The 15923-nt window shown below is 44.0% G+C and carries 12 protein-coding genes; 8 read left to right on the top strand and 4 right to left on the bottom strand.

Annotated features, from left to right (window positions below; translation table 11 throughout):
- Positions 1 to 266: 266 nt before the first annotated feature.
- Both QZW82_RS24555 and murB read right to left on the bottom strand, forming a co-directional pair.
- Complete coding sequence (locus tag QZW82_RS24555) at positions 267 to 614, bottom strand: YbaB/EbfC family nucleoid-associated protein (RefSeq protein ID WP_194063602.1); 348 nt, start codon at positions 612 to 614, stop codon at positions 267 to 269.
- 63 nt (positions 615 to 677) lie between these two features.
- The gene (gene murB / locus QZW82_RS24550) at positions 678 to 1634 is read right to left on the bottom strand and encodes a UDP-N-acetylmuramate dehydrogenase (protein WP_293154226.1); all 957 of its coding nucleotides are present in this window, start codon (positions 1632 to 1634) and stop codon (positions 678 to 680) included.
- A 35-nt stretch (positions 1635 to 1669) separates the two neighbouring features.
- Here murB and QZW82_RS24545 point away from each other — a divergent pair, with 35 nt between their 5' ends.
- Positions 1670 to 1834 (top strand): hypothetical protein, encoded by a 165-nt coding sequence (locus tag QZW82_RS24545; protein ID WP_293154224.1) that lies wholly within the window; start codon positions 1670 to 1672, stop codon positions 1832 to 1834.
- Here the strand turns inward: QZW82_RS24545 and murC are convergent.
- A complete protein-coding gene (gene murC, locus QZW82_RS24540) occupies positions 1785 to 3341 on the bottom strand; it encodes a UDP-N-acetylmuramate--L-alanine ligase (RefSeq protein ID WP_293154222.1) in 1557 nt (518 codons plus the stop codon). The two genes, QZW82_RS24545 and murC, sit on opposite strands and share 50 nt — an antisense overlap.
- A gap of 855 nt (positions 3342 to 4196) precedes the next feature.
- On the opposite strand from murC, the gene nadD reads away from it, so the two are divergent.
- The 6 genes from nadD to QZW82_RS24510 all read left to right on the top strand — a co-directional run bounded on the left by nadD (position 4197) and on the right by QZW82_RS24510 (position 13283).
- Complete coding sequence (nadD, locus tag QZW82_RS24535; protein WP_293154220.1) at positions 4197 to 4907, top strand: nicotinate (nicotinamide) nucleotide adenylyltransferase; 711 nt, start codon at positions 4197 to 4199, stop codon at positions 4905 to 4907.
- Positions 4908 to 5121: 214 nt separating this feature from the next.
- The gene (locus QZW82_RS24530; RefSeq protein WP_293154218.1) at positions 5122 to 6141 is read left to right on the top strand and encodes a type I glyceraldehyde-3-phosphate dehydrogenase; all 1020 of its coding nucleotides are present in this window, start codon (positions 5122 to 5124) and stop codon (positions 6139 to 6141) included.
- Between the two features lie 575 nt (positions 6142 to 6716).
- Positions 6717 to 7670 carry a GDP-mannose 4,6-dehydratase gene (locus tag QZW82_RS24525; RefSeq protein ID WP_293154215.1) on the top strand — a complete coding sequence of 318 codons (954 nt, stop codon included), beginning with the start codon at positions 6717 to 6719 and terminating at the stop codon, positions 7668 to 7670.
- A gap of 22 nt (positions 7671 to 7692) precedes the next feature.
- Complete coding sequence (locus QZW82_RS24520) at positions 7693 to 8316, top strand: aspartyl protease family protein (RefSeq protein ID WP_293154212.1); 624 nt, start codon at positions 7693 to 7695, stop codon at positions 8314 to 8316.
- A 162-nt stretch (positions 8317 to 8478) separates the two neighbouring features.
- Entirely contained in the window at positions 8479 to 9474 is a 996-nt protein-coding gene (locus tag QZW82_RS24515) for an STELLO glycosyltransferase family protein (RefSeq protein ID WP_293154209.1), read from the top strand.
- 98 nt (positions 9475 to 9572) lie between these two features.
- Positions 9573 to 13283: a tetratricopeptide repeat protein gene (locus QZW82_RS24510; protein WP_293154206.1), complete on the top strand. Its 3711-nt coding sequence runs from the start codon at positions 9573 to 9575 to the stop codon at positions 13281 to 13283.
- Positions 13284 to 13448: 165 nt separating this feature from the next.
- Here the strand turns inward: QZW82_RS24510 and QZW82_RS24505 are convergent, their stop codons facing one another.
- Positions 13449 to 14132 (bottom strand): methyltransferase domain-containing protein, encoded by a 684-nt coding sequence (locus QZW82_RS24505; RefSeq protein ID WP_293154204.1) that lies wholly within the window; start codon positions 14130 to 14132, stop codon positions 13449 to 13451.
- 764 nt (positions 14133 to 14896) lie between these two features.
- Here QZW82_RS24505 and QZW82_RS24500 point away from each other — a divergent pair.
- Positions 14897 to 15910, top strand: a complete 1014-nt coding sequence (locus tag QZW82_RS24500; protein WP_293154202.1) for a sulfotransferase — start codon at positions 14897 to 14899, stop codon at positions 15908 to 15910.
- The last annotated feature ends 13 nt before the right edge of the window (positions 15911 to 15923 follow it).

Genomic DNA, 15923 nt, shown 5'->3' with positions numbered 1-15923 from the left:
AAGTATTCCCTAATGCCTATACAGTAGAAGGGATAGCGAGTGCAGCCGTTGCACCTTTAAAGGTAACACCTTTATTAAGTGTCAAGAGTGAACAAATGAAGATTTGTTCAGTTTAACACGAACGGTACGTCGCCTTCGACAACCTGCAAGTTCCATGAACGATCGTAGGGCGACGCACCTTACTATAGGGGTTTTCCAGAAAGTTTAATCAGTCAAAAGTCAACAGTCAACTGATGGCTGATGACTGCTGACTGCTGACTGAGCGCTTAGAAACCGGGGAGATTAAGTCCGCCGGTCAGTTCTTCCATTTTCTCCCGCATCGTTGCCGTAGACTTAGTGTAGGCATCCTGCATCGCCACCGTGACGAGTTCAGAAACCACATCAGCACCTTCACCGAGGGCATCCGGTGAGATTTCGACGCGGCGGGGTTCTTGGTTGCCGCTGAGAAAAACCTTAACCAAGCCGCCGCCGGCAGTTCCCTCAATTTCCATTACATCCAACTCTTCTTGGAGCTTTTTAGCTCCTTCTTGAACCTGCTGAGCTTTTTTGAAAGCTTCAGTCAGTTCTTTCATTTTGCCCAAGCCGAAGCCAAATCCTTGTCCTGATTTTGTCATAAGTCGTTTGTGATGGTGTGTGGGGTGGCAGTGTGCCGTTTCCGCGTTACTTCTAATGATGCCTTAGGAGGGAAACTCTCCCAGTATTCTAACTTCTGGCTCCAACAACAGCGACCACCGCTGCTCGACTTGCTGTTGAACGTGGCGGATCACTTGAAAAATATCGTTAGCCGTTGCTGACCCGCAGTTAAGAATAAAATTAGCATGACGCTGAGCTACTTGTGCGCCGCCGATCTGATATCCCTTCAGTCCCGCTTGTTCGATTAACCAGCCTGCTGCCTTGGGGCTGGGGTTGCGGAAAACTGAGCCGCAGCTAGGCAGGTGGTAGGGTTGACTTGTCCGCCGCTGGCTGAAATTGTTATTGGTTTCTGCCATGACTTGCGATCGATCGAATCCCGGCTGCAACTGGAAAGTCGCTTCTGTTACCAGTCGATCGCCCCCTTGCAACACTGAAGTCCGGTAACGATAGCCTAAACCTTCTGGTGTGAGAATTTCCACCTTACCATTAGGAGATAGCAGGCGAGCGTTGACTAGAATATCAGCAGCACAGCCCCTGTGAGCGCCTGCATTCATCACCACAGCCCCTCCCACAGTGCCCGGTATGCCAACTGCCCATTCGAGGCCTTTCCAGCCCCGCTTAGCCGCCAACCAAGCGAGGCGGGGGATTGACTCCCCCGCCCCGGCTGTAACTTGACCTGTTTCTGCATTAAAGTTTACCTGTTTCAGGTAGCGAGTGGCGACGACCAAACCGGACAAACCCCGATCGCTCACCAACAAATTAGAACCCGCGCCTAGGAGAGTCACCGGTATCCCTTCATCGTGCGCCCAGGTAAAACTCGCTTGCAAAGCCTCCAGACTGCGGGGAGCGACGTACCACTCAGCCGGGCCGCCGACTCGGAAAGAAGTCAGGCCAGCCAAAGAAACTTGAGAATTAATTTTACAGTCAGTTCCCCGCAAAGAAATAGGAGAATACACTCGCCGATTTTCCTTCACACAGGAGTCATTCGATATAGTCACCATCTTGAAAATCCTTAAAAATACATTCGCTTGAAGAGGTGGTAGCAAATTCTGTTTGCGTAACTTATGCGACTGTTTTGAGAGAGTCGCCAGACAGCAGTGTCGGTACAACCTGCACCGCCATCATGTCGATCGACTTGGGGCGGGCGAGAGCTAATCCGGGCGATCGGCTTGTTGATAAAAAGCCATCACCTCTGGAATAATCTGATTCAGATTGCCAGCACCCAAAAACAGAGCCAAATCCCCCGGTTGCAGATTTTCGGTTAAAAACTTACTTACCGACTCCAGGGAAGATTGAAACTCAACCTCTCGGCCTTCTTTAGCAATCAAATCAGCAACCTGCTGCCCGCTAATCTCTCCTAAATTCGGTTCCCCAGCACTATAAATATCGCAAGCGACAACCAAATCTGCATCCCCAAAAGATTGAGCAAATTCTGGCAAAAATGTCAGAGTTCGGCTGTAACGGTGCGGTTGAAAAATAGCAACTACTCTTCGGGATTTGGAATTCTTTTCGTTACCTTCGATGCGTAAGCGAGCAGCGGCCAAGGTAACCCGAATTTCGCTGGGGTGGTGGGCGTAGTCGTCCACAAACAGGATGTCATTGTGAAAACCCCGCACTTCAAAACGGCGGCGAGCGCCTTCAAAGCCAGCAATCGCTTTGGCGATCGCCGAAAACTCCAACCCCAACAATCGACCCACTGCTACCGCAGCTAGTGCATTGCTAAGATTGTGTGTGCCGAGCAACTTCAACTCCATTTCCCCCAGGAAAGCTCCTCGCTCCCAAATGCCAGCCTTGGTGCTGGCGGCGCCGTATTCCACGTCCGAAACCGTGTAGTCAGCACCGCTGTCCGGATTCAAGCTGTAGCTGACATTCGGTGCAAGGGAGTCTTTGACGATTTGGTCGTCTATGCAGCCCACCAACGTTTGACAGTTTTGGGCAAACACTTTAAATGTGTCTATTACCTGTTCGAGGGTATCGTAATGGTCTGGATGATCCAGTTCCACATTCGTCACTATGCCAATTTTGGCTGCAAGCTTGACGAGGGAACCGTCGGATTCATCAGCCTCGGCGACTAAGTAGGGGCCTTCCCCTAAACGGGCATTGCCTTCCCAAGCATTTACCTCGCCTCCTACCACGATCGTCGGATCCAGACCCGCAGCCATCAGCATGAAGCCGATTAAGCTGCTAGTGGTAGTTTTGCCGTGAGTCCCTGCTACGGCTATGCTTTGGTAATCTTGAATTAACGCTGCCAACACATCCGATCGATGAAAAATCGGACATTCCAAATCTAGGGCAGCTCGATATTCGGCATTTGCCGGGTGAATTGCCGTCGAACATACTACTTGAGGCAATCCCACAATTGCTTGGGGGCCAGAACCCTTGCCGTTCAATTTGAGAGATTCGGCTGTCGCCACGGAAGTCCCTACCGTGCCAGCGACTGCCGAGGATACGGCCTTTTCGGCTGCCCCGCGATCGGGACTGCTACCGTTGAGGGCCGTTTGAAATATTTCAAAATTGCTGGCGTCTTGACGCCAAAAAATATGAGCTCCCATTTCTTGCAAGCGCTCGGTTATGTGACTCGATTTAATATCGGAGCCGTACACAGGCAACTTGCGTTTCGCTAGAATGTAGGCAAGGGCTGACATCCCAATTCCACCAATGCCGATGAAATGAAATGGTCTCCCGCTGAAATCAACAGAACTCGGCATTTTCGCTCCTCACACACCACACCACGCCAATAACACGCGATATCATATCAAGAATTGTTTTTTCAGGATACAGTTCGCTAGAGATTTTGTACAAAATTCTCTGCGCGTCCCTAGATTTGTGGGACTTGTAGAGATGTTTGTCTTGTATCCTATATGACTTAGTACCGAGTAGTTTTCCGGAACAGTCACAACTCGAAAATTGCAGGTCAGAGAGAATGGGGTCTGGGGTCGGGGCTAACTGACTAATTTTGGGCGGTTGCATATCTCCTGCATTCTTTCTATTTCTACCCGCCTGCTGTGCTGGGATACGGCAGCAAAAGCCCCACAACCTTTGTACGAAGATTGAGGGTAAAACCCATCAGGATTTACAAACACTACCACGTATGACAAAAGTTCGCTCATTTTTTACTCATTTATCTGCTGGTACGGTCATTTTTTCCTGAAAGTCAGAGATTGACTCGATCGCCACCACAGTATTTTCTCACATATCTGTATACATCTTTCTCACTTAATAAAGGTACGTTGTTGGGCTTCAGCCCTCTTACAGTCTTATATAAATTACATTAAGATACAGGCAAATAATTTCAATCACAGTCATACCTCACCTATCTGAGAATGAGTTATAGCCTTTCTCAAAAAGATGAGGTATGACTGACAGCTTATATAACCCCTTAAACCAAGAGGGCCCAAGCCCAACAACGTCCGCGAATCTTTGTGAGAAAGATATATATATAAATTATACATTCGATCGCAACCGTCAAACAGTGACTGAACTTAGTGGTAAAAGCGCACAAACATGAAATTTGGGCGATGTCTGTCTGTATTAATCCTAATTAATCCTAATTTTTGGGAAATATGGGGAAAATAGCGATTTTTGGGGGTACTTTTGACCCGGTGCACTGGGGTCACTTGTTGGTAGCCCAGGTGGCTGCGAGTCAGTTTAATCTCGATCGAGTGATTTGGGTACCCGATCGCGCTCCTCCTCACAAGTGGCGATCGGATTTGGCAAGTTTTGAGCGGCGGCGCTCCATGCTCGCTCTGGCGCTGGGCGATCGCCCAGACTTCCTACTAGCGCCGTTGGAGGTAAATCCTTCGGGCAGTTCTTTTGCGATCGACACTTTGCTGTATTTGCAAAAAATGTATCCAGGCGATCGGTGGTACTGGATTATTGGCAGCGATGCTTTCAGAACTCTTCCCAAATGGCACCGCTCGGCGGAAATCGGGCGGTTGTGCCACTGGTTGGTGGGCCCGCGTCCGAGTCAGGGAGGTGCACAGACAGCAGAAAGCGGGGACATAGGGGCAGCATCTGAGTGGGGCGATAGTTTGAGGGATGTGTCCATTGATGCCGGCGACAGGATGCAGGTTGAGACAAATGCTGTTTGCTGTAAAGTTGCCGAACAGATGGCTCTGCTAGATGTGGAAATTTGTTGGGAGGTGCTGTCGATGCGCGCGATCGAGATTTCGTCGAGCCACATCCGCCGCTGCTGGGCCGAACATCGGGATCTGAGCGACTTAGTACCGGAAGTTGTCGGGAGTTATATTGCGGCCCATCAGCTTTACCAGTAAAGGGCGATCGAATTTACCAGCAACCAGGGACTGAAAGCCGGAGGCCTTATGGCTTGCGATTTCTGCCTTCTCAAAAATTTCAGATTTTTTCAATACAGACGAAAAGTTAGAAAGGATCAGCCTTTGCGATATGATCTTGTCTCATAAGTCAATTCTTAAATTTTGTCAAAAATTCAGCCTGAGCTAAGGGCTGCCATCGTTAGGAGGTACTAAGGTGATTCGAGTCGCGATCAATGGTTTTGGGCGTATTGGGCGCAGTTTTGCGCGCTGCTGGCTGGGCCGTGAAAACAGCCAGCTAGAGTTGGTAGCTATTAATGACACTTCCGATCCCAGAAGTAATGCTCACTTGCTGAGATACGATTCCATGATGGGAACATTAAAAGGCGTGGACATCAGCGCCGATGAAAATTCCATCACTCTCAACGGCAAGACAGTTAAATGCGTGAGCGATCGCAATCCCCTAAACTTGCCTTGGAAGGATTGGGGTGTAGATCTAATTATTGAATCAACTGGCGTCTTTATTGACCAGGCTGGTGCATCGAAGCATATCACTGCCGGTGCAAAAAAAGTGCTAATTACCGCTCCCGGCAAAGGCCCAGAAGTTGGCACCTATGTAATGGGAGTCAACCACCACAACTACAAGCACAGTGACTACACTGTCATCAGCAATGCTAGCTGTACGACTAACTGTCTGGCTCCTGTACTCAAGGTGCTGCACGAAAATTTTGGCATCATCAAAGGCATGATGACCACTACTCACAGCTATACTGGCGACCAACGCTTGCTGGATGCCAGCCACCGCGACTTGCGGCGGGCGCGGGCGGCTGCAATGAATATTGTGCCTACTTCTACTGGTGCTGCTCAAGCTGTGGCTTTGGTGATTCCAGAATTAAAGGGTAAGTTAAATGGTATTGCCATGCGCGTGCCGACTCCCAATGTGTCGGTAGTTGATTTTGTGGCTCAGGTAGAGAAAAAGACTTTTACCGAGCAAGTAAATCAAGTGTTTAAGGAAGCTGCTGCTGGTTCCATGAAAGGGATTTTGGAGTATAACGATTTGCCTTTAGTTTCTTGCGACTATCGAGGAAATGATGCCTCTTCGATCCTGGATTCCAGCTTGACGCTGGTGATGGACGGCGATATGGTAAAGGTTTTGGCTTGGTACGACAATGAATGGGGCTACAGCCAGCGCGTAGTTGACTTGGCTGAATTGGTCGCCCAACGGTGGGAAGCCTAGTATCTGAAGGCAGAAGTTCAACAGTTGACAGTTGACAGTTGACAGTTGACAGTTGACAGTTTGACAGCGACCTCTACCTAGAAGGAAGAGGATTGGAGTAATGAATAGTCTGATTTTAATTTCTCCCGCTCCGGGTTCCGGCTTTCAACCAATTCTTTCTGGTAAAAATAACCAGTACAGTAATATCGGTCTACTGTCTGATGCTTAGGCCCAGATCCCCCCTAAGCCCCCTTCCCAAGGGGAGAACTGGACTCTTCTCAAAGTCCCCCTTCTTAAGGGGGATTTAGGGGGATCTGGCCTAGGCTATAAGCCAGATTTCGCGATATCGCACGGGTGGGCAGAAACCGGGTTTTTTTACCAAAATATTTGGTTCAAACCCTTAATATAGGTAAAAAACCCGGTTTCTTTAGTCCCCGGCGTAAGTCCTAAAATTTGTTTGCTGTAAGCGCTTAAACTCGCCCTGGTAAGTCCTGCAAAAATCCCAAATACTAAAAACAATAAAAATTCTGACGGTAAAAGTTAAATAACGGGAAAAATAGCAACCGTTAAGCTAGAGTTTGATTGTAAAAATTTATATGAAAAAAGCGCTAATTTGTGGTATATCAGGTCAAGATGGAGCTTATTTAGCTAAACTGTTGCTCGATCGAGGTTATGAAGTTTGTGGCACCTCTAGGGACGCCCAAATGTCTAGTTTCGGAAACCTTGCCCGTTTGGGAATCCGGGACAGAGTAAAACTAGAATCCATGTCTCTCAACGATTTTCGCAGCGTCTTGCAAGTATTGGCAAAAATTGCACCCGACGAAGTGTACAATCTAGCGGGTCAAAGTTCCGTCGCTCTGTCTTTTGAACAACCCGTAGAAACCCTCGAAAGTATTGCCACAGGTACATTAAATCTGTTAGAAGCAATTCGGTTTGCAGGGGGTAAAATTAAACTTTACAACGCCAGTTCTAGCGAGTGTTTTGGGGATACCGGAGGTAGTGCAGCCGATGAAAATACGCCCTTTCGCCCCAGAAGTCCTTACGCAGTGGCGAAGGCTACAGCATTTTGGGAAGTAGCAAATTATCGGGAAGCGTACAATTTGTTTGCGTGTTCTGGTATTTTGTTCAATCACGAGTCACCGCTGCGCCCGGAGAGGTTCGTCACCCAAAAGATTGTATCTGTGGTGTGCCGAATTGCTGCGGGTAGTTCCGAAAAACTCCACTTAGGCAACATTTCGGTGCAGCGAGATTGGGGTTGGGCGCCGGAATATGTGGAGGCGATGTATTTGATGTTGCAGCAGTCTGAACCGGATGATTATGTAATTGCTACTGGTGCAAGTTATCCTTTGGAAGAGTTTGTGCAGACAGCTTTTGTTTCTGCTGGTTTGGATTGGCGGGAACATTTGGTAACTGATGCGAGTCTCTACAGACCGACGGAGATTGCACTTGGAATGGGTAATCCGGCTAAGGCAAAGGAAAAGTTGGGCTGGGAGGCGAAGTATAAAATGCCCGATGTCGTGCGGATGATGGTGGAGGCGAGGATGGTTTGAGGGAAAATTATGGGGTGAAAATATGGCGGCAGAATATGCAACGGCTAAGGAGTGGTATAAGGCTAATCGCCGTGAATTGAAAAAATATCGGGGTCAGTGGATCGCTTATACTAACGAAGGTGTGATTAGTTGCGATCGGGATTATCGCAAGATGAAGGACGGGATTCCGGCTGATACACCTAAATTGGGTTATGTCATAGGTCGCATATATGAAAGCGAGTTTGTTGAACCAGTTAAGTTCTATCCTGTCAGGATGAGGTCATTAAAATCTCACGATTGGCAGCCCAGATATGAATTGCATCTAAAAGTTCAGAATTCCGAAAGAGTCGAAATGCTGGTGGATTCTGGAGCCGAATTGAGTTTAATCACTAAGCAGCTTGGTGAAGATTTGGGTTGTAGTAGAACTGCTGGGGAGAGTATCAGTAAAGCAGAGGGAGTTGGCGGTAGTATTGAATATCTGTTGCGAGATATTGAAATAGAGCTGGATGGTCATACTTTTACTGCGCCTGTAGCTTGGGCGCAAACTGATTTTTGTGACGAGATTCTTTTAGGGAGGGAGGTAGTTTTTGATTTGTTTGATATAGAATTTAAACAGGCTGAGGAGATTATTGTTTTTAAGTGGCGTACACCGCAACCATCGGATTGAAAAGTTGCTGGACAATAAAATTACAATTTGTTTGCGTGTGCTGGTATTATGTGATAATATCCCGGTTGACACCAGAGTATTAATACACAGAACATAGGGTAGAGAATCCTCTGCGTTCAGCTCGGTATTGTTTCACTTCTATAAAAATTTGAGGTTTGATCCGTGAAATCATTAATTATAACAACAATCAATAAACCAACTGCGGCTTTGTTCAAATATAGAGATATTTTGGTAGATTTAGGGTGGAAAATTATTGTAGTTGGAGATAAAAAAACTCCTAGAGATTTTGAGTTGCCGGGAGCTGACTACTTTAATGTAGAGCAGCAATGCGAAGATTTTGGGGAGCTAGCGTCTTTGATTCCTATGAATCATTACTCCCGCAAGAATTTAGGATACTTATATGCTATGCGTTTGGGTGCAGAAGCGATCGCGGAAACAGACGACGACAATATTCCCTATGACGATAAGTACCCCAATTTCCTTCCTTCACTGGTGAAGACTCCAGCGTTAGACGTTAAAGGTGCAGTTAATGTCTATTCTTACTTTACTAATGAAAAAATATGGCCGAGAGGCTTGCCCCTTGACAAAGTGAATAGTTTTGTCGATGAAAATTTGACAACAGAGAAAGAGGTTACTTGCTACATCCAGCAAGGGCTGGCAGACTTAGATCCGGATGTGGATGCTATCTATCGTTTGACTGTTGGTGATGAAAATATTAAGTTTCAACCGGAGAAGAAGTTGTCACTGTCGCCCGGATGTTACAGTCCTTTCAATACGCAGAACACTTTGTTTTACAAGCAAGCTTTTCCTCTCTTGTTACTGCCTATTGGTGTGAGCAGTCGTGTTACCGATATTTGGAAAAGCTACATTGCTCAGAGACTTTTATGGTGCATAGACTCCAGTGTTCTATTTCTCTCACCTTCTGTATACCAGTTGAGAAATGAACACAACCTGATGAAAGATTTTAGTGATGAAATTCCTTTGTATACTCAGGTTCACACTTTAATTGACTTACTTGAGAATTTTACAAGTGATAGTAGCGATGCTTGTCAATTAATGATAGAGATGTATGCCTATCTAAATCAAAATAATTTCCTAAGCGAGATAGAGGTTCGTCTGTGTGAATTGTGGATTAAGGAAATCAAAAAATATTGGTAGTCCTTAGCTGTAAAAAATCTACTCAATGCAGTGATTGACTGCACAGTGGCTCAACCTTTAATCTCAAATATTATTAAATAAATCAACCATCGAAAAAAATGAGTAAGAAGTTTTTGTATTTAGTTCAAACTGATGGAGAATTACCATCTCATTACAGTAACATTAATCATCAAAATGCAGATGTATTGTATTTGTCTTGGAAACATCCGAGACCGGGAGATATTTATTTTCCTAATAGCACCTGGACGCAAGGCAGAAATAAACTGCTAGAAGCAGCGAAACAATTAGAGGGGGATTATTTATATTACATTTTTCTAGATGATGATATTGAATTTATTGCGGGTGATTGGAGAATTTTTGAATCATTATTGCTCGAATATCAGCCTGGGATAGCAACGCCCAAAGTAACATTTTATCCTACAAAATCTGACGATTCTGTGGAAGTACAAATAGTGTATGCCTTTGATGCGGTATTCAATGCTTTTCATCGCGATGTAGTGGCTGACAACGTTTTGTTGCCTTATCTGGAAAAATTTGATGAGGAATCATGGGTTTTGTCGCAGCTAATTTTAATACATATGGCTGGTGTTTGTTATCACGAAAAAGTTTGGCAGTTCAACCCTGTAAAAGTAACACAAGTAAAACACCGCCCTTATCCGAAAGGTTGTGCTAGCGATCTTATACAAAAAGAAAATTGGCTGAAAAAAAATATTTTTCAAGATAATGAGCTAGTCACTTCGTATTTTAAAGATTTCCAGACAGCTCAAGAAATGGAGGTATTAGTCGTTGAACCTCCCAGAAAAAATTACCAAATAGAAAAAAGTTTTTTAATTGACAATCTAAAAAGCAGTGAAGAAATTTGGTTTAATATTCATAGTGGTAAAGAAGAGCAACTGCTGGCTCAACATCAAAGGATTATAGCAAGGAACCGTGACGAGGCTATGGGTCATTGGCAACTGGCAGAAGTCCACTATTCTGAGGAAAAGTGGGAGGAAGCAAGTGTTGCCTACCGCCGTGCAATTGAACTTTATCCCGATTGGGAGTTTTACTGCAAATTAGGTGAAAGTTTGGGAAAACAGGGTGATTTGGAAGGCGCGATCACAGCTTGGCGCCATATTCTTAAACTTAAACCCGACTTTTCTCAAAAGTGTTTTTTAGATAGCTTAGCAACAATAACATCTTTCCGAATAGAACCAGAGCAGTTAAATATCATTTATGGGCAAAGAATTACGAAAGAATGTCTGCCTCAGATTACGAGTATGGCAGGGAATGAAGGTTTTGTATTTTACGGGCCTTACATCAGCTTTCCTGACGGGTTGTACCGAGTTTCTGTTGGCTTTGAGTTTCCTGAGTTAAGTGATAGACAAGGAATACAAAATTCAGAAACGGTCGGATTCAAATTTGACGTAGTGACAGAAGCAGGAAATTGTGTTTGGTATAAAACTGATGTTTGTACCAGCGAGAAGCAACTTGATTTTTTTGTAGAGTTAATAGATGCCAAGCAGACAGAATTTAGGTTTTTGGCAACTGGGGTAACTTTTTCCTTGAATTTTATAGAACTGCGTTTAGTATACCAGCCTAGGGAAAAGTCCGCAGCTTCTTACTACTTTAATTTAGGCAATACTCTCTTGCAAGAAGCAGACAAACTAGATAAAGCTCTGGCAGCTTGCAGTCGTGCTGCTGAGTTTAACGATGATTATAAAGAGGGTGCGATCGCTGCTTACCAACACGCTGTATCCAAGCGATCGCAAGGAACAGACTACTTCAATTTAGGGATGCTGCTCGCACTGGACGAAAATCAACTAGATTCGGCACTTTCTTGCTATCAAAAAGCTTTAGAAATCCAGCCCGATCAGACACAAGCTTATTCAGAATTGCAGGTACTCCTGGCTAGAGCTTATCACAACTTAGCTATCCGCCATGCAGAACAAGGTCGGCTCGATGAAGCTGTAGCTTGTTTTCAGAAAGCACCGCAGAAACAACCGAGTGCCGGGGAAATCTACGAGCAGATATGGAAGGGATTAAATCAACTAAGTCCGCTGGACGAAACCAACCCTTATTACCAAACACCGATCGAACCAGAAACGGCTTATCAATATTTTAGCAAGACTTGCCCATACAAAATTATCATATTGGAATCTTTAACTGATGATGATAGAATATACCTTGAAAATGCTGGATTGTCTTTAACCTATCTGGAATTAATGAAACAAGACAGTGCAGCACTGCAATCAATCTACATCAACTGTTTTGGCGAGGCTACAACAACGGACTTATCGCCAAAAGTCACAAAGACTTTTTTAGGAGTCGATTACCAGCAACGTATAGTAGATACAGGTTATATCTATTCAATTTGTCCGGTAACTGGCAAGATACTAAGGTCAAATCAATCATTCTACGTTCAGCTATTCAATTTTCTGCCAACAGGTGTTTATCGTTTCGCAGGTGATGAAACATTTTATTTGATGTTTGGCTGTCATCACGCGGTCAGACTTGGCGTATATTTCCCAAAATTGGAACTAATTGTCAGGTTCTATAACGATCCTCTTTCGACGGATTACCCGGAGGTTGTTAATGAGTTGAAGAGCGGTGCCGTTAGTTTTTGGCGAGAATTCAAATCTTATATCTCATCAAATGAAAGCAAAAAAGAGGTAGCTGCTGTTGTTGGTTGGCTAGACAACTTAGGACACTATTTTTGGAACGACCTTAGTGGGATTCAACATTTATCTGAAAATGGAACGTTGCCTAAAGTAGATAAATACTTAATTAGAAATTGTAATTTTTTAGAAGTAGGCGATATTTTTCCAGAAATTCCAGCAAATGATATTGTGCGGATTGCGGATAGGTGGAGTCTATTCAAAACCATTTTGGACAATCAGTACATGGCAGTCAGATTAACTGAGATGGTTGTCAAAGAAAAACTGGCCAACCGCCTATACGAAGCTTCGCTCAAGAAGTGTTCTCAAAGTTTTTTACAAGAAGTGGAAAAAGCGAAGACACATTTTCCCCTGCTGTGGATTAATATTCGCAGTCACAATAAAGTATGGAGGTCTCAGGTAGAAGGATATGCAAATATAATCAATAACCTGTCCAAAAAATATCCAAATCTGGCGCTTGTGTTTGATGGTTTTTCCACTGAAAAAAATACAGTGGAGCAAATTTTATCTCGGGTGCCGCCTACGGTGAAGCATTATAATGCCCTGGACTGTGCTATTCATGAAACAATTGTCTGGGCTCATGCTATAGATGTTTACATAGTGGTAATCGGTTCTGGACTTACTTTAGTAACGTGGCTTGCTAATAAGCCTGGGGTGGCCCACGGGAATAGTGTACATTCTGAAAGTTCGGAGTGGTGGGCAAATGTCCGAGAAAATGCTGTACCGCCGAGCTTTATACCCGTTGACTGCATTGTGGATTTGGATGCTTCGCACTGGGCTCACTGTGACTATGATTTTGATTGGAAAATCCTTGACGGCGAAGTGAATAAAGTAGTAAAGGAGTTGAGAAGGGAAGTCAAATCACAGGAGTCTGAGCCACTTCCCAATCAAAATTCTGCGATACACCTCTACCAATTGGCCGAATCTTATTTGGCTGAAGGTAGACTCGATGATGCCATTAGTGCCTGCAAGCAAGCTCTGGATATTGAACCCACATTTGCTCAGGCTTACAAGACTTTGGGGAATGTGTTCCAAACTCAAGGTAAACTGGATGAGGCAAAGAATTGCTACAGTCGCGCTCTAGAAGTTAAACCTGATTTTGCTCAAGCTTTAGCAGACTTGGGGACTATTGATACACAGCAGCAAAAGTAGCCCGGGGCGATCATCGCACGCATCTTATCAAAAGGTGATCGCGATTCAACCGAATTTCGCTGGCGTTTACCGTAAATTTGCTATTTCATCAACACCAGCATCAGATTTAGCTAAACCTGGATATTCCCCCAAGCTGGACTGAGCATTAATCAAATATTAAGCTGGCTATACAGTTGCTGTTTTCCTAAGAATCATAATCATTTCGAGAGAGTTTTTTTGGAAAAGTTCTATTTCAAAACTAGAAGATAAGTTTTTTTGACAGTATGCGAGCAATTCTGGAAAAGTCTCTGATGTCCAAACGTGAAAATGAATGCTGTAATCTATATCCAGCAAATACTTCATTCGCTCGGGTACTTGTTCTTCAGGAAATTTGTCAACTAGCCTGACATATTCCTCGTAATGACCTAGCTTAGACCATTCGGGCCCTTCTTTGGAGTCCTGAATTAGGTGGTCGAGGGTAGTCAGGGGGCGATCTATATCAAATGTATAGCGTTTGTCCGGCACGCCCATATATACAAGCCCTCCGGGTTTGACAACTCTCAAGAAGTTTTCTAGCGCCCCGATCGGATTTTGACAGTGTTCTATCATATGATTGGCAATGACAAAGTCCCAAGAGTTATCAGCTATGGATGAGAGAGTTTCGCCATTATCTACAATGTCCGCCTCTACTAAACCAACCGCCCCCAACTCTGGGTATTGCTTCCTCAAATCGCTTACAGACATTCGATCGACGTAATGAACCTTCACGCTGTCTGGAACTTGCAAAGGAGCATGAAGGGCTCCTACTTCTATGCCCTCGCCTTTGAGATATTGAAAAGCAATGTCTCTTCGTACTTGCTGAAAATCCACAGTTAACCTCTACTATTAATAATTAGCTGGTTCGATATCGAGTTTAAGTTAATTTTTGCGATCGGACAAGTATGGTTCTATACTCGGATACACATATCCAGCTTTGAGTCAATGGCGTATCGGCAAAGCCCGATCGACCTTTCCAGCTTACCTGATCGCGCGGGGAAAGTCGATCGCTTGAGGGCGATCGCTCATCCATAATACTTGGTACGTGTGGGAAGATCCTCAAATACTTGAATTTTGATATCCTTCGGCAGACGACGGTTTGAGTTCATTGCAGGCGATCGAACAAAAATCACCGTATGTAGTAGAACGGGATACAACTGGCGATCGGAGTGAAGTGTGGCGATCGAGTTTAAGTTGGTTTTTTGTGTTCCGAGCCTAGTGCTTGACTTTAATTCACAAGTTGGGTTTTGAGTCAATAGCACACGGGGAAATATTTATTGTGCGATCGATGGCTTAGGGGTTGGGGGCGATCGGCAGTCTATAATACCTCATTCGTGCGGGAACATTATCGGAGGTCGGAAGTCTGGTATGCTTGGAAAGGGGGTGGTTTGAGATTGATCGGGGCGATCGGGCAAAAATTACTCAAGATTGTGGTATTCTTCTGAAAAATCACTTTTAGGAGTAAGCTGTTAGTAATTTAAATTTATGCTTGAACCCGTTATAGCATCGGGTCTGAGCCACAAATAATGCAATCTGAATGTCGAACAGCTTAGGTTGTTCTACTGAGATGAATGTATTAATCAGTAAAAATAAAAAATATGACACCTGGATTTTCAGACGAGAGTATCTTACAAGGCAAAAATCTAATATTTTTAATTTCTCAACCTCGTGCTGGCTCAACATTAACACAGCGGATATTGGGAAACCACAGTGAAATCCATACAGTTTCTGAACCTTGGTTAATGCTTCATCCTTTATATGCTATGCAGTCAGAGGGATATGAAGTAGAATATAATGCTGAATGGGCCAGGAATGCTGTTGAAGGTTTTGTTAATGAATTGCCAGAGGGGAAAGAAGCTTATTTCAATGGTTTGCGCCGAATGTATTCTTACTTATACAACTGTGCAACTACCAGTTCAGGCAAAACTTATTTTTTGGATAAAACACCGCGCTACTATTTGATAATATCCGAACTTTACAAGATTTTCCCAGAGGCTCATTTTATTATTTTATTGAGAAATCCTTTGTCTGTTTTATGTTCTATGATAAATACTTGGACGGTAGACGATTACTTTAAACTCCATTTGTATAAACAAGATTTATTAGAAGCTCCCGCTAAACTAACCGAGTCTATAAAATTATTAAATAATAACTGTATGCCATTACATTATGAATGGTTGTTGTTGAATCCAGAAGTGGAAATAAATAAAATTTGTAGCTGGTTAGGAATTGAATTTTCAGCAGAAATGATAAATTATGGAAAATCAAAAGATTACCCTGTTTGGAGATACGGAGATCAGAATAAGGTGTACCACGACACAAAACCAGATTCCCAGAATTTAGACAAATGGATTAGCACTCTAGACAATCCTCAAGTCTGGAGATTAGTAAATGATTATTTAGAATTTTTAGGAGTGGAAAAATTTATTCAATTGGGTTATTCTTATGAAGAGATGCGAAATCTCCTCGACTCAAAACGTCCTCAATGGTTCGATCTATGGCGCACACTTCCCCTAGAGGTACTCCTAGAAAACCCGCAAAACACTAAAGACTGGAAAGAGCAACAGTATTTTACTAAACTAATTTCATCAATTAATCAATTCATAGATTAGAAAGGAGATAATA

The organism is Microcoleus sp. bin48.metabat.b7b8b9.023, from assembly GCF_013299185.1.
Classification (GTDB): Bacteria; Cyanobacteriota; Cyanobacteriia; order Cyanobacteriales; family Microcoleaceae; genus Microcoleus.
The sequence above is the reverse complement of the archived record's forward strand: the minus strand, read 5'-3'. Positions and strand labels throughout refer to the sequence as shown.